The following is a 16,531-nucleotide window of genomic DNA, read 5'->3' as shown; positions in this document are numbered from 1 at the left end:
TGCTGAGCCCTCAAGTCGGCCTTAGACTGCCGCCCCTCGTAAATTGAGTGCCGGGAGGCGCTTGAAATGGACGGCGCCTTTCCGAGACCTGCAAAGGTCGACCGGAACGCTCCCTTATTCGCCTTGATGCACGTATTTTTTATAGAGAAATCAATGACAAAGGAAAAGTTGCTGGCCATGCCGGCGGATGACTACATGAATGCCGAACAGCACGCTTTCTTTGAAAAGTTGCTGCAAGCCATGAAAGTCGAGCACCACGAGCGCATTGAGCAGAACCGCATCGCCATTGAAAGCCTGGACACCCCGGCTGATCCGGCTGACGCTGCTTCTGTGGAAGAAGAGCGCACCTGGCTGGTCAACGCCATCGATCGCGACCAGCGCCTGCTGCCGCAACTGGAACAGGCCCTGGGTCGCATCAATGATGACTCCTTTGGCTGGTGTGACGACAGCGGCGAGGCTATTGGCCTTAAGCGCCTGCTGATCAGCCCGACCACCAAGTACTGCATCGAAGCGCAAGAGCGCCACGAGCAAATCGACAAGCATCAGCGTCAAGCTTGATGCGCGTGGCGAGCGGGCTTGCCCGCTCATTACAGAACCGTTCGGCCTATAGACCCTGCCCCTCTCCCGTCTATTGATCTGCTGCGCTCCCTAACACCAAAGGCCCATGGATAATGGCCGGATAGTGGCGTTTAATGCAGACACAATAACGACAAGCAGTGGGGTGACAACATGGCTGGGGACGGATCTCTGACAGGCGCAGCGGTGCCGCCGCAAACGGTGGCTCGCCATCTGCCCGGTTGGGTGACACCACTGCTGCAAAGCGTCGCCCTGGTGCTGTTGCTGCTTGGCCTGGCATTCGCCAACCTGTCGATTTACCTCTGCCTGCCGGTGGCCCTGCTGCTGATCTGGCTGCCCCGCCTGAAAACCCGAACACCCAGCGCCGCGCCAGCGGTGGCCCACGACGCCATGGGTGAATTGACTCGCGATCTGTCCTACACCACCAGCCACAACGCTCTGTCGGCCGCTGGCGTGGCCTATTCGGTCAAGCAACTGGCCGCTAGGCTGCAGTCGCAATTGAGCGCCGCCCAGCAGATTGTCAGCAGCGCCGAAGTCATGATCGGCACCGAGCAGGTCACTTCCCAACTCAGCCGCCAGGCCCTGGGCGCCGCCAGCCAGGCTCACCAGCGCAGCACCGAAGGCCGCATGGTGCTGGCCGAGTCCATCACCCGCATGCATCAGCTCAGCCAGCGCGCCAATGACAGCCGCCAGTTGATCGAGGCGTTGAGCCTGCGCAGTGAAGAAATCCAGCGGGTCACGCTGGTGATCCAGTCCATCGCCAGCCAAACCAATCTGTTGGCCTTGAATGCCGCCATTGAAGCGGCCCGGGCTGGTGAGCACGGTCGCGGTTTTGCGGTGGTGGCCGATGAGGTGCGCGGGCTGGCCGGTCGAACGGCCACCGCTACCGATGAAGTCGGGGTGATGGTCGCCGATATTCAGCAACGCACCGGCCAGGTGGTGGAGCAGATCCGCCAGCTGTCGGCGGATTTGCAGTCCGGCGTAGAGCAGGTGGAACAGGCTGGCCAGCAACTGGAGAGTATTGCCACCCTGGCAGCGGATGTGGAAGGCCAGGTCGGCGAGATCGCCCAGGGCACTGACACCAACCGCGAGCAACTCGACAGTTTGTTCCATGCGGTGGAACAGATGCGCAGCGATTTGACCGTCAGCGACCAGCAAACCCGACAACTGGCGCAGGCCGCTGTGCAAATGGAAGGGCAGGCCGAAACCATCAGCGAACGTCTGGCTGAAGTCGGCCTCGACGACTATCACCAGCGCATCTACGACCTGGCCCGGGAGGGCGCCAGCCAGATCGCCGCGCAGTTTGAGGCCGATGTCCTGCAAAATCGCGTCAGCCTCGATGACCTGTTCAACCGCAGCTATACGCTGATCCCCAAGACCAGCCCCAGCAAGTATCACAGCCGTTTCGACGGCTATACCGACCAGGTTTTGCCGAGCATCCAGGAAGCGTTGCTACCCCGTCATGAAGGCCTGGTATTTGCCATCGCTTGCACGCCCCAAGGCTATGTGCCGACCCACAACAAGGCTTTTTCACAGGCGTTGACGGGTGATGCCCAGGTAGACGCGGTGCACAACCGCACCAAGCGCAAGTTCGAAGACCGCACCGGGATTCGCTGTGGCAGTCATCAGCAGGCAGTGTTGTTGCAGACCTACACGCGCGATACCGGCGAGTTGATGCACGACCTCTCGGTGCCGATCATGGTCAAGGGCCGGCATTGGGGTGGTTTACGATTGGGGTACAAGCCTGAAGGACGTTAACTGAAGGTGATTGTTACCGGCCATGTAATGAAGCTATTCCGCAGATAGCTTTTTCCAGCGGGAGGAAAACCGTAGCATGAGCAGTATTGTTAGCTTGCTAACTAACTGTGCGGAGAACCTTAATGCAAAGCAAAGTCGATGTCGCCGTGATGATCGGCAGTGGTGTGCCGCCAACGCTGCGCGCGCTGGGACGCAAGGCCTGTTGGGTGGTGTTGCTCAACGGTGAACAGCGCGGCACGGCCTTCGCCAGTCGCGATGAAGCCGAAGAATGCCGTGCTGCCTGGCAGGCGCTGCTGAGGGCGGAACAATCAGACCGCCTGCATTGAATCCAGCCTACTACGACTGATGGAGGCGCTGGTTCAGTTCATCCACGGCGATAGCCCAGTCGGCATCTTCACGCAGTTCTTCTTTTAAAAATTGAGCCTGCTGTGGTGACCAGAACGGTGCGTCGATCAACTTCACGTCTTCAGGCAAGTGATGCTGGCCGATAAAGCTGTCGATCATCTTCGGGGAAGCATCCAGCCCCAACTGTTCAAACAGGTTTTCAAGGGTATGTGTTGGCGCTTCCATATCGTTCTCCATGGGCGAAGTCATCGGTATGCATGGGAGGTTTTGCGCGCTGGAGAGTTCGATCTGATTATTGCGTCCGGCCAGTTACGAGGTCAGCGCCCCTGAGTCGACGGCGTTTTTAAGTGCCTGGGCGGCATCCTTGGCGGCCGCTGCGGCAGCGTCTACGGTTTTGAACCAACGATCCTTTTCCACCTGGTGAGCAGTGATCGTGGTCAGAGGTGCCTTTGCCCGCATGACAATCACGGCTTGAAATTCGCCGTCTACTTCCCTGGCTTCGCCATGGATGAAAAATTCGCCTATATCAAATTCCGTCACGTATAGCCTTCCCTTGGAGGTAATTGCGCTGATGAACCCATGCCGCATGGGGCAAACTTCATTGGACGGGCCAGTATGGCAGTTGTTGTTGGCTGGTGGCGCAGTAAAGTGGTTGATGTGACGAAACGACAACCCTGGGCACTCAGCACCGTCGGTGCGTACATGAGGGCTTCGAGTTTTTTGGCCAGGGCGAAAGCCTTTGATTCGACCGCTGGACACTTCCAGGATGTGGAAAAAGTTTCTTCCTGCGGGCACTACCCGATACATGGCTGAATGCAGGCACCCGCCATCGGCGTCCAGGCTGTAGAATACACCGTCATCGATAAATGCTGAGCCCGCGTGTGAAAGGGCAGAGCGGTGTTGAAGTAGTTGCATGGTCAGCTCCTGTCGATCGGTGCTGTTGACCCGCTTGCAGTTCTTTCGGGTGGTTTTGACCCGTGTTGCTGTTTTAGTATTGCCGTCAGCATCCGACGCCTGGTTCCAGACCAAGGTATTTTCTTTCGTTTTGGCTGTCGGAAAACTACATTTTCAAATGGGTTATTCTCTGAAGTTGATCGTCCAGTATTCTCTGGAGGTTGAACTTATGATTTCCTGCAACGCCTGACGACCTTCGCTTAAGGTCCGTCGGGCACGTCTGCACGGGTCTTGCGGCGCCGTGGTGGGAGTTTTTTTCAGCTTTTTCTGTGTTACATATTTCATGACCGTGCCGTATTGGCCGCTTTTTCGTGCTGCCCGCTTGGGCAGGTAGCACCTTTTTTGATGTGGGGGCGTTTCCTTGGCAGTCAGTAATCTGGATATGCACGCATTGTTCGTGTTGGGTGATTTGCGCGCAAAGTTGGTCAAACAGTTTCAATCCCGTTTTGTCTACATCACTGAACAAACGCCTGAAGGCATTTACATCGCCGAAGTCGATACAGAGGCAGCGATGGTGGTAGACGACAAACAGCGACTAGAACTCAAGGTGGGTGATCATTTTCGTGCAGCTGTATTGCCGAGCCGTGAAGGTGGCAAGTTCGAACTCAAGTTCCGCGATATCAAGTTGACTGTGTATGGGCTGGGCGACTATGCGTTTGTTTCCTCGGCTGAAGGCCAGGGCATTGTGTTCAAGGAAGGTCACAACGTGATGCTGGTCTTCGCTGCCAACGAACAGCTGCAGGAAGGTTTGACCAAAACCCTGAAAGCCGTGACCGGCAAGGCTGCCAAGTGGCGCAAGGGTGAACTCGTGACCTTCAAGGCCAGCGAGTAATGAGCCTGGACCGGGCGCAATTTCACCAGCAGCACTTGTCGGACTCCCAGGCGAAGGCGGCCGAGTTGTTTGCCCGCAAGGGTGATTTGCAGGGTGCCTGGTTGAACTGGGTGGCCAGCCAGTTGTACGAACTACGTCCCGCCGAGTACGCCAGCATGGTGCGCCGAGAGTTGCAGCATTTGCATAATCTGCCGTAAAGGCAAGCGACCTGCCTTGTTCATCGAAACCTCTACTACAGTTGAGTTGACTTAAGTATTCAGAGGCTTCGCGGTGTTACAGCAAAGCCATCCGCTATCGCTGTGTAAAACACGAGGTGCAAAGGCATGAAAGCAATTCGAGCGCTGTTGGCGGCTTCCCTGACGACTCTGAGCCTGTCGGTGGCGTCGCTGCCGGTGTCGGCCTCCCAGGCGCCGATCCATTTTGCTGACCTGAACTGGGAAAGTGGCAGCTTGATCACTGAGGTGCTGCGATTTATCGTCGAAAAGGGCTATGACTTGCCCACCGATACTTTGCCCGGCACCACTATTACCCTGGAAACCGCCCTGGCGAAAAACGATATCCAGGTGATCGGTGAAGAATGGGCAGGACGTAGCCCGGTGTGGGTCAAGGCCGAGGCTGAAGGCAAAGTGGCCGGCCTGGGCGACACCGTCAAAGGTGCCACCGAAGGCTGGTGGGTGCCGGAGTACGTGGTCAAGGGTGACCCGGCCAAGGGCATCAAACCCCTGGCGCCGCAGTTGCGCAGCGTAACGGACCTGGCGCGCTACAAGGACGTGTTCAAGGACCCGGAAGCACCGACCAAGGGCCGTTTCCTCAATAGCCCCATCGGCTGGACCTCGGAAGTGGTCAACAAACAGAAACTCAAGGCCTATGGGCTGGACGATAGTTATGTGAACTTTCGCAGTGGTTCGGGCGCGGCGCTGGATGCCGAGATTGCCTCGTCGATCCGTCGCGGCAAGCCGATCCTGTTTTACTACTGGTCGCCCACGCCGCTGATTGGGCGCTTCAAGCTGGTCCAACTGGAAGAGCCACCGTTTGACGCCGAGGCCTGGAAGACCCTGACCGATGCCGATAACCCCAATCCGAAACCGACTCGCTCTCTGGCATCCAAGTTGAGCATTGGTGTGTCGACGCCGTTCCAGCAGCAGTACCCGCAGATCTGCGAGTTTTTCGCCAAGGTCGACTTTCCGATTGAACCACTGAACAAGGCGCTGGCCGAGATGAGCGAGAGGCACACGCCGCCCCGTGAAGTGGCGCAGGCGTTCCTCAAGTCGCACCCAGAGGTCTGGAAAGCCTGGTTGACCGAGGATGTGGCGCAGAAGGTCGAGGCCAGTCTGAAATGACATCTAGAGATCGTCCCCACAGCGTGGGAACGATCTCTATTTTTTTTAGAATCGAGTTTGCACCGCTACCTCAAATGTCCTCGGTGACCCCAAGTAATACGCCGGCGACACATGAGCAAACTGGGCATACACCTCATTGGTCAGGTTACGTACCCGGCCAGTCACGGAGGTGTGCCGGTCCACTTTGTAAGTCAAAAACGACCCGAACAAGGTATACGCCGGCATCGTCATCGTATTGGCATTGTCGGCATACACCGACGCCACATACCGCGCATCCACCCCCCCTTGCCAATCCGGTGCAAAGTCATAGGTCAGCCACACATTGCCCACCCGCTTCGGCACGTTGGTTGGCGTATTGCCCTTGCGCGACACTACTGCGCCGCTGGCGATTTTTTCATTGAAATCGTCGTACTTGGCATCAACCCAGGCGAAGTTGCCCTCGGCCAACAGCTTGGGAGTAATCCGCAAGGAACTGGCCAATTCGATACCCTTGGACGACTGCGCGCCCACCGCAATGCTGTTGGTCGAGTCCTGCGGATCAGTCACGGCGAAGTCCTTGCGCTCGATCTTGTAGGCGGCAACAGTGGCGGAGCCCCGGCCGTCGAGGTAGTCAAACTTGCTGCCCACTTCCCATTGCTTGCCGGTAGACACGTCGAACACCTGGGTGGTGGTCGACGGCTGTTCGGCGGCGGTGCTGTATTGCACGTAGACATTGGCCGATGGAATGAACTGGTAGGTCAGGCCGATGCGGCCGGTCACGGGTTCCCAGCGGCGCTTGAAGTGCCGCGGGCTGGTCGTCGTCGCCACCCGATGATTGGTGACATCCAGGTCAATGGCGTCGTAGCGCAGGCCAGTCAGCAGTGACAACTTGTCGGTCAGCCCCAGGCGGTTTTCCACGAACAGCGCCTTGGTGGTCACTTCGGTGGTCTTGTCCTTGATAAAACCGGGCCGGGTGCCGGGAATGTCGTAGAAGTGCCCTGGATCGTAGTTGTTCGGGTCCACGCTGCTCTTGCCCGACACGTTCAGCGGGTTGTTGGTGGTGCTGTTGACCTTGTACTCGAAACCTCCGGACCAGGTGGTCGCCAGGCCGAAGAACGTATCTTCATGGCGCAGCTCGAACTGGTTGCCGTCCTGTTCGCCCTGATGGCGCACCTGATACGCCGTGGAGCGGTTTACCGCGCTGTTATCGGCGTTGTACTGGTACGTCTCCAGGTTGCGGTAGTCGCGCTGGCTTTCCAGGTGATAAAGGGTGTTACGCAGGCTGGTGCTGTCGTTGATCCGGTAGTCGATGATCGACCGCGCCCAGATTGTCCGTTGCTCGTAGCGACCGTCCGCCACGTTGTAGTTGTTGAAGCGGTTGTGTTTGTCGATCTTCAACTCGCCGGCCTTGGGATTGAGTACCGGCGTGCCCCAGTAGGGGCTGTCTTCGTGTTCGTCCTGGTATTCCAGGGCCAGGGTGTGGGACAGGTTGGGCGTCAGGTCGCTGAGCAGGGAAAACGCCACGCTCCAGGCGTCGCGCTGCTGGCGGTCGATGTAGGTGTGGTTGGTGTTGCGACTTACATCCAGGCGCGCGTAGTGCTGCACCTCGGCGCCGGGTTCGGTGAGGGCGTGATTGAGGCCCAGGGCCAGGCCAGTGGTGTCATAGCTGCCATAGCTGATCCGGCCTTCGACGACCTGTTCTTCGCGGGTGGCCAGTTTGGTCACATAGTTCAGCGAACCGCCCACGGAGCCGGCACCGTTGATCAGCGAGGAGGGGCCCCCCACCAGTTCCACCCGGTCGTAAATCCACACGTCCACCGGCCGCGCCAGGCCGCTGGCGACGTTGATGCCATTGAACATCTGGGTGATCTGGCTGCTGGTGAAGCCCCGATAGGAGATAAACCCGCCAAACCCCGGCGGTGCGCTGGCATTGACGCCTGGCAGGGAATTGGCGGCGTCCTGGAAGGTCTTGGCGCCTCGGCGCTCGATATCGTTGCGGTTGGCAATGCTGATGGAGGCCGGGGTTTCCCGCACGCTCAATCCCAGGCGCGAAGCCATGCCGCTGGATTGATCCAGGGCCAGGCCCGGCTCGGCGGCTTGTTCGCCATCAATGGTGGTGGACGCCAGTTCAATGGCCCAGGCGCTGACAGGCAGGCAGCCGAACAGGCTCGCCAACAGAGGTAAATGTTTCATCGGTAAATCCTGAAAAGCTTGGCTTGAAAGCAACGCACAAGGACACGCTCTCCGGTGGGAGGTCATGTTCTGTGCAGATCAAAAAGCGAAGAATCAGACGAAGGCGGGCGGGGCGCGCGGATTAGCCGCAGGCCAGGTAAAGCGGGAAGGGCTGTCGGCGCTGGCAACAACCCCGGCCGGCGGGGCCTGAGGCTGCGGCATGACTGCGACATTGAGGCTGGAGTTGAGCGCCGGGCCCATGCCGCCGCTGGAGCACAGCGGGCAGCCAAAAGCCTTGGACAGGGTTGGCAGGGATTCATCGGTGGAGCTTGCAGGCGCGGGCGACTGGGTGCGCGGGTCGACCGTACAGAATTGGCCGCCAATACCATTTAGCTGCATGCCGACCATTTGCCCATGGCCGATGCTGCAGGCGAACACATTGAACAGGACGCAGCAATAGAGCATCCAGGCAATGAGTGAACGGTCGGTACGGGCGAGTTTCATGGGGCGGCACTTTATCACCAGCTGTCGACGAAATACCCACAAAAAATCTCAGGAGGACTATCCTATTTCGAACTTTTTAGGGGATATCCAGCCATGAGCTTTTTCGTTGCGCGGTGGGTTGTCGGGATTTTTACCTTTATCAGTATGGTGCATGTGTACTGGGCGGCCGGTGGCAAGCTGGGGAGTGCGGCAGCTATACCGCAGCTGCCCGCAGAGTTCTCCAGGGGACCGCGTCCGGCCTTCAAACTCACTGCACTGGGGGCGTTGTTGGTGGCCGCCGGGCTGGTGTTGATTGCGGTGTTGGTGTGTTTGCGGGCGGGGCTGTATTTTGATCCGATCAGCCATAAGGCCTTGCAATGGGGGATCAGTGGCGTTGCCGTGATCATGTTTGCCCGGGCGATTGGCGATTCGGAGTTAGTAGGTTTTTTCAAAACGGTAGGTGGGTCGCGGTTTGCTCGCCTGGATACGTTTTTTTATTCGCCGCTGTGTTTGGTGTTGGGGGTGGGGCTGTTGGTTGTAGCTTGGAATTAGGGGGCTGACAGCCAGGAAGCCCGCGTTATAGTTAACGACCATCGCGAGCAAGCTCGCTCCAGGTGGCAGTAGATCCGCTCTTGTTTCTCACCACTCAGGTCGGCTACCAGGCCGCCGTGCTTTTGCTTTTGATCTTGATCTAAGGCGCCCCGTTAACCACGATGCCGGAGAGAGGGCATGCCGAGCCTAAGCGAGGCACCAAGTGGTGGGGCAAGAGCGCTTTGGTTACTTTGCCGCTTTTGCAAAGTGACACGCCGTAAGGGCGTAACCCTAATCCGCCCTGACTAAAATAACGGATATATACTCAGTAAAACCAAAAAAACCGCCCATCACCCCCCATTCTCAGAACTGCGACTACTCACCTCGGCTGGCACATCATCCCCCGCCATCCTCTTGCGAAACAACGCTGTACGCGCCAGCAACAGCGTCGTCACCGGCACCGTGATCGACAGCAAAATCGGAATCAACCAGCCATGAAGCACTGGCCCGGACTTGAGCGCCGAAAAGTAAATGATCGAGGCCAGCGCCACACACCAGGCCCCCAGCGTTGAAGCCAGCGCCGGCGGGTGCATGCGCTGGAAAAAATCTTTCATCCGCACCAGCCCAATTGCGCCAATTAGCGCAAACAGACTACTGAGTACCAATAAGATCGCCACCAGGATCTCGACCCACAGCGGCAGCGCGCCCACATTGATCATTCAATCACCTCGCCACGCAGCAGGAATTTCGCCAGGGCAAACGAACCCACAAAGCCAAACAGTGCAATCAGCAGCGCCGCCTCGAAGTAAGTGTCACTGGCATAGCGAATGCCCAGCACCAGCATCATCAGCATCGCCAGGATGTACAGATAATCCAGCGCCAACACTCGGTCCTGGGCCGAAGGGCCCTTGAACAGGCGTACCAGGGTCAGGACCATCGCCAGGGAAAACAGGAACAGGCTGAGCAGGATCGCATTGGAGAGCAGGGCACTCATTCGAAGATCTCCATCAAGGGCCGCTCGTAGGCGTGCTTGAAGTGCTCGATAAACTGCGCTTCGTCATCCAGGTCAAACACGTGCAGCAGCAGAATGCTGCGGTCCAGGGCCAGTTCCGACCAGATGGTGCCGGGGACCACCGTGGTGATCATCGACAGCGCCGCCAGGCCGTTGGCGTCCCGCAGGTCGAGGGGGATTTTGATGAAGCGCGACCGGGGAGGGCGCGAACCGCAGGTCAATACGCCCCAGGCTACCAGCAGGTTGGACACCACGACATCGCGACCCACCAGGAAGAACAAGCGGATGATCACCCCAGGGCGGCGAATGCGGATCGGCAGCGGCCGCAACGGCGCCATCATCAGCGGTGCGCAAAAGCCCAGGATCGCCCCCAGCAGAAGGTTGCCGGGGCTGATGGACAGATTCAGTACTAACCACAATAACCACAGCGCCAAGGACAGCCATGGGGCAGGAAACAGACGCTTCATTGCTGCACCTCCAGCGCGGCGGCACGGGCCTCTGGGCTCGGAACCGGGCGGGTGGCCATGACGGCCATGACGTACTGCTCGGGGTTGTTCAGGCTGGCGGCGGTGTCCTGGGTATAACGCATCAGCGTTTCGGCCTTGAAGGTCAGCCCGATGCACAGGGCCAGCAGGACGAAGATTGGCACGCACTCGAAGCGCCGCAGCAGCGGTGACGGTCGTTCTTCCGGGGTCCAGAAGCGCTGGATGCCGAGCCGGGCGAAGGCTATCAGCGAGGCCAGCCCCGAGAAGATCAACAGCGCGACCAAGCCCCAGGCGGCCGGGCGGATCGGCTCTTCCGGGGCATTGCCCAGGCCCAGTGGGTTTATCAGTGCGCTAAGCAGGCTGAGTTTACCGATGAACCCCGACAGCGGCGGCATGCCGATGATCAGCAGGGCGCAGGCAATAAAGCTCAGGCCGAGGAAAGCCACAGTCCAGGGGATCATCTGGCCGACCACGGCTTTCTGTTCATCGTCCAGGTTGGTGCCTCGTGGCGGATGCAGGGACTCGACTGTCCGAGGCAACGCTTCGATCTCATCGTCCAGGGGCAGTTCGTTGGCGGAGCGAGAACGTTCGATCAGCTCTGCCAGCAGAAATAGCGCGCTCAATGCCAGCGTCGAGCTGACCAGATAGAACAGTGCGCCCGCGGTCAGCGCCGGTTGTGCAAAACCTATCGCCGACAACAGGATGCCCGCCGAGACCAGGATGCTCAGGCTGGCCATGCGTTCCAGGCGTTGCGCGGCGATCATTGCCAGGGCGGCGCAGATGATGGTTGCCATGCCGCCGTAGATCAGCCAGTCGCCGCCAAAGTACGCCGAAGCGCCGGCCTGGCCAGAGAACAGCAGGGTCCACAGGCGCAGCACGGTGTACACGCCGACCTTGGTCATGATTGCAAACATTGCGGCCACCGGCGCGCTGGCCGCGGAGTAGGCCGGTGCCAGCCAGAAGTTCAGCGGCCACATTCCGGCCTTGGCCAGGAACGCCGTGGCCAGGATCGCTGCGCCGGCATGCAGCAGGCCGCGATCGGTTTCGGGCACCAGGGGGATTTTCAGCGCCAGGTCAGCCATGTTCAGGGTGCCGGTGACACCATAGATCATTGCCGCGCCGATGAGGAACAGCGACGACGCCAACAGGTTGATCGCGATGTAATGCAGCCCCGACGACACCCGCGCCCGACCGGAGCCATGGAGCATCAGGCCGTAGGACGCTGCCAGCAGTACCTCGAAGAACACGAACAGGTTGAACAGGTCGGCGGTGAGAAACGCACCGTACAAGCCCATCAACTGGATCTGGAACAACGCGTGAAAGCTGGCGCCTGCGCGGTCCCAGCGGGCCATGGCGAACAGCAGGGCGCTAACGCCGATGATCCCGGTGAGCACCAGCATCAGCGCTGACAGCCGATCCACCACCAGCGCGATGCCGAACGGCACCTGCCAGTTGGCCGGCAGGTACACACCGATAGAACTGGTGCCGTCCTGCTGGGTCCAGTACAGCAAAAGCACCGAGACGCCGAGGCCGATCATGCTGGAGAACAGATTGATTCGTGCCTTGAGGGGGCGGTGTTTCTCGCCGAGCATCAGCATCAGCGCTGCCGTCAGCAACGGCAGCAGGATCGGCGCGATGATCAATTGGTTCATCCAGCTCATTCCTTAGGCTCCCGACCGTCCACATGGTCAGTACCGGTCAGGCCCCTGGATGCCAGCAAGACCACCAGGAACAGCGCGGTCATGGCGAAGCTGATCACAATCGCCGTCAGCACCAGTGCCTGGGGCAGGGGGTCGGTGTAGTTGAGCAGGTCTTGGGGTACGCCGTTCTTGATGATCGGCTCCTTGCCGATAAACAGGCTGCCCATGCTGAAAATGAACAGGTTGACCCCGTAGGACAACAGGCACAGGCCCATTACTACCTGGAAGGTCCGTGGCCGCAGGATCAGCCAGACGCCTGAGGCCGCCAGGACCCCAATGGCAATTGCGATGACTTCTTCCATCAGGCGGCTCCTCCTGGCGTCGCAGTGGCTTTCGCCTGGCTGCTGGGTTTATGGGCACGTACCGATTGGTGACCCAGGGCGGTGAGCATCAACAGCGTCGAGCCGACCACTACCGCGTACACGCCAACGTCGAAGAACAGCGCGCTGGCGATATGGATATCGCCCAGCACCGGCAGGCTCAAGTGCAGGGTGTGGGTGGTCAGGAACGGATAACCGAACGCCAGCGCGCCAAGCCCGGTCAAGGTCGCCGATAACAGGCCAACGCCCATCCAGCGCAACGGCCGCAGGCTCATCTGCGCCTCGACCCACTGGGTACCGGCCACCATGTATTGCAGGATAAATGCCACCGACATCACCAGACCGGCGACAAAGCCGCCGCCCGGCTGGTTGTGGCCGCGCATGAACAGGTAGAACGACACCACCACCGCAATCGGCAGCAGCAGGCGCACTAGCACCGCGGGCACCATCATAAAGCCCAGGGCGGTGTCGCTGGCCTGGCGCGGGTTGACCAGATCGGTCGCCACGTCCGGAGCCAACTGGCGCTGTTGCGCGGGCAATTGCACGCTTTCTTTGGGGGGGCGGAAGCGGCGCAGCAGGGCGTATACCGTCAGCGCCACGGCCGCCAGCACAGTGATTTCCCCTAGGGTGTCGAAGCCTCGGAAGTCCACCAGCATCACATTCACCACATTGGTGCCGCCGCCTTCTGGCAGGGCGCGACTGAGGTAGAACGAGGAAATATCGTTGGGGGTCTGGCGCGTCAGCATCGCGTAGGACAACAGCGCCATGCCGCCGCCGACCACGGTGGACAGCAGCAAGTCCCGCAGGCGGCGGATGCGCGCCTTGCGCAAGGAGCCGGGTAGCGGCGAGACCTCTTCGATCCGTCGGGGCAGCCAGCGCAGGCCCAGCAAAATCAGCACGGTGGTCACTACTTCCACCACCAGTTGGGTCAGGGCCAGGTCTGGCGCCGAGAACCAGACGAAGGTGACGCAGGTCATCAGGCCGCAGACGCTGACCATGGTCAGGGCCGCCAGCCGGTGGTACTTGGCTTGCCAGGCGGCGCCCAGGGCGCAGGCGATCGCCAGCAACCACAGGGTGACGAAGACGATGGAACCAGGGATCTTCGGACGGTCGCCCCAAGTGATGCCGCTGTTGAGCATCGGGATCAATCCGGCGATCACCGCGGCCAGCACCAGCAGGAACAATTGGGGCTGCAAGCGCTTGGTGCTGATGCGTTTTTCGATCTTGCGCACGCCGCGCATCATCACCACCAGGCTGCGCTCGAACATGCGCTTGCCGTTGAAGTAGCTGATGATCGGCGGGTACTTGAAGCGCCCTTGCTTGAGCTGTTTACGCAGCAGCAGGTAGAGCACGATGCCGCCGGACATGGCCACCAGGCTCATGATCATTGGCGCGTTCCAGCCGTGCCAGACGGCCAGGCTGTATTCAGGCAGCACGCCGCCGACCACGGGAAGTGCGGCCGCCGCGAGGATCGAACCGACCACCTGGGCCGGGAAAATCCCTACCAGCAGGCAGGTGAACACCAGCAGTTCCACAGGCGCGCGCATCCAGCGAGGCGGTTCGTGCGGGGTGTGGGGCAAGTTGGTGGCGGTTGGTCCGAAGAACACATCCACCGTGAAACGCAGGGCATAGGCAACGCTGAAGGTGCCGGCGATGGTGGCGATCACCGGCAGGGCGATCTCTACCCAGGCGGTCGACGAGATAAATACGGTTTCGGCGAAGAACATTTCCTTGGACAGGAAACCATTGAGCAGCGGCACGCCGGCCATGGAGGCGCTGGCGACCATGGCCAGCGTGGCAGTAAACGGGATCAGGCGGATCAGGCCGCTGAGTTTGCGGATATCACGGGTGCCGCTTTCGTGGTCAATGATGCCCGCAGCCATGAACAGCGACGCCTTGAAGGTGGCGTGGTTGAGGATGTGGAATACCGCTGCGACAGCTGCCAGCGGGCTGTTGAGACCCAGCAAGAGCGTGATCAGGCCAAGGTGGCTGATGGTGGAGTAGGCCAGCAGGCCTTTGAGGTCGTTCTGGAACATCGCGCAATAGGCGCCGAGCAAGAGGGTAATGGCGCCAGCGCCGCCGACGATCCAGAACCATTCTTCGCTGCCAGACAGCGACGGCCACAGTCGGGCCAACAGGAACACGCCGGCCTTCACCATCGTTGCTGAGTGCAGGTAGGCCGAGACCGGTGTGGGCGCCGCCATGGCGTGGGGCAGCCAGAAGTGGAAGGGGAATTGGGCGCTTTTACTCAGGGCGCCGATCAGGATCAGCGCCAGCAGGGTTGGGTACAGGGCATGGGCTCGAATCTGGTCGCCGGCAGCCAGCACCAGGTCCAGGTCGTAGCTGCCGACGACATGGCCGAGCAGCATTACCCCCGCCAGCAGGCACAAACCACCCGCACCGGTCACCATCAGCGCCATATAGGCACCGCGGCGCGCATCGGAGCGGTGATGCCAATAGCCGATCAACAGGAACGAGAACAGGCCGGTCAGTTCCCAGAAAAACACGATCTGAATCAGGTTGCCCGAAATCACCAGGCCCAACATGGCGCCCATAAACGCCAGGAAGAAGGCGAAGAAACGCGGCACCGGGTCGTCCGGCGACATGTAATAGCGGGCGTACAGCGAAACCAGGGCGCCGATGCCCAGCACCAGCATCGAGAATAGCCAGGCAAAGCCGTCCATGCGCAGTACGAAGTTCAGTCCCAGGCTGGGCAGCCAGAAGAACTCTTCGCGAATCACGCCTCCGTCGGCGATCTGGGGGTAGAGCAGGGCGACTTGTACGGTTGCGGCCAGGGCAACAAGGCCGGCCAGCAGGGATTCAGTGTTACGTGCGTTGTGCGGCAGCAAGGCCGCTAGACAGCTGCCGATAAAAGGCAGAAGCAGTAGAACTATCAGGGACATAGGCTTCTAATCTGCGGGAGTTTGGGATGCATCATACGTGCCGGATTCTGGATCACCAAATGGCAACCTGTGGCAGAATCCTACAAGAGGGGCAGAAGGCAGCTACAAGCTGCAAGCCTCAAAGCGCATGATAAGAGCGGTACGCGTACTTCTTGGAGCTTGCAGCTTGCAGCTCAAGACATCAACCCTGGTTTTCCTGCTCTAACTCTTTTTCCGAATCGGCGCTCCTCTGGCTGCCCCTCTTCATTTCACTGACAATCACTGCCGCCACAATCAACACCGCCCCCAGCATGGCAATTGGAGGGAACCGCTCGCCGGCAATCCGCCCCACCACGCCGGCCCACACCGGCTCACCGGCATAAATCAAGGTCGCCCGGGTCGGCGAAACGCTTTTTTGTGCCCAGTTCATTGCCAACTGAATCACTGCGCTGGTCAGCCCCAGGCCCACGGCGCTGAACAGCAGCAACCAGGAAAACCCCGGCAGCGCTTCGCCCATGGGCACCACCATCAGGAACGACAACACCGACGCGGTGGCCAGTTGCACCACCGTGACCCGGCGCACATCCACCTGGCCTGCATAGGCGCTGATCAGGATGATCTCGGCAGCAATCGCAATGGCCCCGATCAAAGTGGCAATTTCACCAGGGCTGAAATTCAGCGACGCGCCCGCAGGGCCGGTCAACAGCATCAGCCCGGCGAACGCCAGCATAATGCCAATACTCGGCATCAACCCCGGACGGCGACCCAATACCAGCCATTGCAACAGTGGCACGAAAGGCACATACAGCGCGGTGATAAACGCCGACTGACTGCTCAGAATCGTCTGCAGGCCAATGGTCTGCAAACCATAGCCAAACATGATCGCCACACCGATAAAGGCCCCGGCCTTCAGTTCAAACAGGGTCAAGCCCCGCAGGCTGCGCAGCGAGAACAGGCCCACCGCCACAGTAGCCGCCGCAAAGCGCAGGCCGACAAAAAACATCGGGCCGCTCACCGTCATGGCATGTTGCACCAGGATAAAGGTGCCGCCCCAAAACATGGTGATCAGCACCAGCACGCATTCGGCTTTGCTGAAACGGGAAACGCGCAGGGAGGAGGTAGAGGAGGTCATGGCGGCTCTGGTCTTGCACAGGAAGGGCGC

At 59.9% G+C, this 16,531-nt stretch carries 18 protein-coding genes; 7 read left to right on the top strand and 11 right to left on the bottom strand.

Annotated features, from left to right (window positions below; all coding sequences use genetic code 11):
* Positions 1 to 153: 153 nt before the first annotated feature.
* The 3 genes from AAEZ06_RS14330 to AAEZ06_RS14320 all read left to right on the top strand — a co-directional run bounded on the left by AAEZ06_RS14330 (position 154) and on the right by AAEZ06_RS14320 (position 2,660).
* Positions 154 to 558 carry a TraR/DksA family transcriptional regulator gene (locus AAEZ06_RS14330; RefSeq protein ID WP_149412703.1) on the top strand — a complete coding sequence of 135 codons (405 nt, stop codon included), beginning with the start codon at positions 154 to 156 and terminating at the stop codon, positions 556 to 558.
* 171 nt (positions 559 to 729) lie between these two features.
* A complete protein-coding gene (locus tag AAEZ06_RS14325) occupies positions 730 to 2,334 on the top strand; it encodes a methyl-accepting chemotaxis protein (RefSeq protein ID WP_149412702.1) in 1,605 nt (534 codons plus the stop codon).
* Between the two features lie 122 nt (positions 2,335 to 2,456).
* The gene (locus AAEZ06_RS14320; RefSeq protein WP_149412701.1) at positions 2,457 to 2,660 is read left to right on the top strand and encodes a hypothetical protein; all 204 of its coding nucleotides are present in this window, start codon (positions 2,457 to 2,459) and stop codon (positions 2,658 to 2,660) included.
* A 10-nt stretch (positions 2,661 to 2,670) separates the two neighbouring features.
* On the opposite strand, the gene AAEZ06_RS14315 is transcribed toward AAEZ06_RS14320, so the two are convergent.
* On the bottom strand, positions 2,671 to 2,904 hold the full coding sequence (locus AAEZ06_RS14315) for a DUF2789 domain-containing protein (protein WP_149412700.1): 234 nt from the start codon (positions 2,902 to 2,904) through the stop codon (positions 2,671 to 2,673).
* An 84-nt stretch (positions 2,905 to 2,988) separates the two neighbouring features.
* Positions 2,989 to 3,219, bottom strand: a complete 231-nt coding sequence (locus AAEZ06_RS14310; protein ID WP_149412699.1) for a hypothetical protein — start codon at positions 3,217 to 3,219, stop codon at positions 2,989 to 2,991.
* Positions 3,220 to 4,015: 796 nt separating this feature from the next.
* On the opposite strand from AAEZ06_RS14310, the gene AAEZ06_RS14305 reads away from it, so the two are divergent.
* The 3 genes from AAEZ06_RS14305 (at position 4,016) to AAEZ06_RS14295 (ending at position 5,805) form a co-directional block, all read left to right on the top strand.
* Positions 4,016 to 4,465 (top strand): hypothetical protein, encoded by a 450-nt coding sequence (locus AAEZ06_RS14305; RefSeq protein WP_178114417.1) that lies wholly within the window; start codon positions 4,016 to 4,018, stop codon positions 4,463 to 4,465.
* Positions 4,465 to 4,662, top strand: a complete 198-nt coding sequence (locus tag AAEZ06_RS14300; RefSeq protein WP_149412697.1) for a hypothetical protein — start codon at positions 4,465 to 4,467, stop codon at positions 4,660 to 4,662. Before AAEZ06_RS14305 ends, AAEZ06_RS14300 begins: the two co-directional genes overlap by 1 nt.
* A 126-nt stretch (positions 4,663 to 4,788) precedes the next feature.
* Positions 4,789 to 5,805, top strand: coding sequence for an ABC transporter substrate-binding protein (locus AAEZ06_RS14295; protein ID WP_149412696.1), 1,017 nt, complete (start codon positions 4,789 to 4,791; stop codon positions 5,803 to 5,805).
* Between the two features lie 45 nt (positions 5,806 to 5,850).
* On the opposite strand, the gene AAEZ06_RS14290 is transcribed toward AAEZ06_RS14295, so the two are convergent.
* Positions 5,851 to 7,977 (bottom strand): TonB-dependent receptor, encoded by a 2,127-nt coding sequence (locus AAEZ06_RS14290; RefSeq protein ID WP_350614891.1) that lies wholly within the window; start codon positions 7,975 to 7,977, stop codon positions 5,851 to 5,853.
* Positions 7,978 to 8,070: 93 nt separating this feature from the next.
* Positions 8,071 to 8,460 (bottom strand): DUF2946 domain-containing protein, encoded by a 390-nt coding sequence (locus AAEZ06_RS14285; protein WP_149412695.1) that lies wholly within the window; start codon positions 8,458 to 8,460, stop codon positions 8,071 to 8,073.
* A gap of 93 nt (positions 8,461 to 8,553) precedes the next feature.
* On the opposite strand from AAEZ06_RS14285, the gene AAEZ06_RS14280 reads away from it, so the two are divergent.
* Entirely contained in the window at positions 8,554 to 8,991 is a 438-nt protein-coding gene (locus tag AAEZ06_RS14280; RefSeq protein WP_149412694.1) for a DUF3995 domain-containing protein, read from the top strand.
* Between the two features lie 329 nt (positions 8,992 to 9,320).
* Here AAEZ06_RS14280 and AAEZ06_RS14275 read toward each other — a convergent pair whose 3' ends face one another.
* From AAEZ06_RS14275 to AAEZ06_RS14245, 7 genes are all read right to left on the bottom strand, one after another.
* On the bottom strand, positions 9,321 to 9,689 hold the full coding sequence (locus tag AAEZ06_RS14275) for a Na+/H+ antiporter subunit G (protein ID WP_350614888.1): 369 nt from the start codon (positions 9,687 to 9,689) through the stop codon (positions 9,321 to 9,323).
* Positions 9,686 to 9,964 carry a K+/H+ antiporter subunit F gene (locus AAEZ06_RS14270; protein WP_038846025.1) on the bottom strand — a complete coding sequence of 93 codons (279 nt, stop codon included), beginning with the start codon at positions 9,962 to 9,964 and terminating at the stop codon, positions 9,686 to 9,688. The genes AAEZ06_RS14275 and AAEZ06_RS14270 overlap by 4 nt, the downstream gene beginning before the upstream one ends.
* The gene (locus AAEZ06_RS14265) at positions 9,961 to 10,449 is read right to left on the bottom strand and encodes a Na+/H+ antiporter subunit E (RefSeq protein ID WP_149412691.1); all 489 of its coding nucleotides are present in this window, start codon (positions 10,447 to 10,449) and stop codon (positions 9,961 to 9,963) included. The genes AAEZ06_RS14270 and AAEZ06_RS14265 overlap by 4 nt, the downstream gene beginning before the upstream one ends.
* Positions 10,446 to 12,128: a monovalent cation/H+ antiporter subunit D gene (locus tag AAEZ06_RS14260; RefSeq protein ID WP_149412690.1), complete on the bottom strand. Its 1,683-nt coding sequence runs from the start codon at positions 12,126 to 12,128 to the stop codon at positions 10,446 to 10,448. The genes AAEZ06_RS14265 and AAEZ06_RS14260 overlap by 4 nt, the downstream gene beginning before the upstream one ends.
* Positions 12,125 to 12,469, bottom strand: a complete 345-nt coding sequence (locus tag AAEZ06_RS14255) for a Na+/H+ antiporter subunit C (RefSeq protein WP_149412689.1) — start codon at positions 12,467 to 12,469, stop codon at positions 12,125 to 12,127. Before AAEZ06_RS14255 ends, AAEZ06_RS14260 begins: the two co-directional genes overlap by 4 nt.
* Positions 12,469 to 15,390, bottom strand: a complete 2,922-nt coding sequence (locus AAEZ06_RS14250) for a monovalent cation/H+ antiporter subunit A (protein WP_350614885.1) — start codon at positions 15,388 to 15,390, stop codon at positions 12,469 to 12,471. Before AAEZ06_RS14250 ends, AAEZ06_RS14255 begins: the two co-directional genes overlap by 1 nt.
* 181 nt (positions 15,391 to 15,571) lie before the next feature.
* Positions 15,572 to 16,501, bottom strand: a complete 930-nt coding sequence (locus AAEZ06_RS14245) for a DMT family transporter (protein ID WP_149412687.1) — start codon at positions 16,499 to 16,501, stop codon at positions 15,572 to 15,574.
* Positions 16,502 to 16,531: the final 30 nt, after the last annotated feature.

The organism is Pseudomonas sp. HY7a-MNA-CIBAN-0227 (assembly GCF_040310325.1).
Lineage (GTDB): Bacteria > Pseudomonadota > Gammaproteobacteria > Pseudomonadales > Pseudomonadaceae > Aquipseudomonas.
The sequence above is the reverse complement of the archived record's forward strand: the minus strand, read 5'-3'. Positions and strand labels throughout refer to the sequence as shown.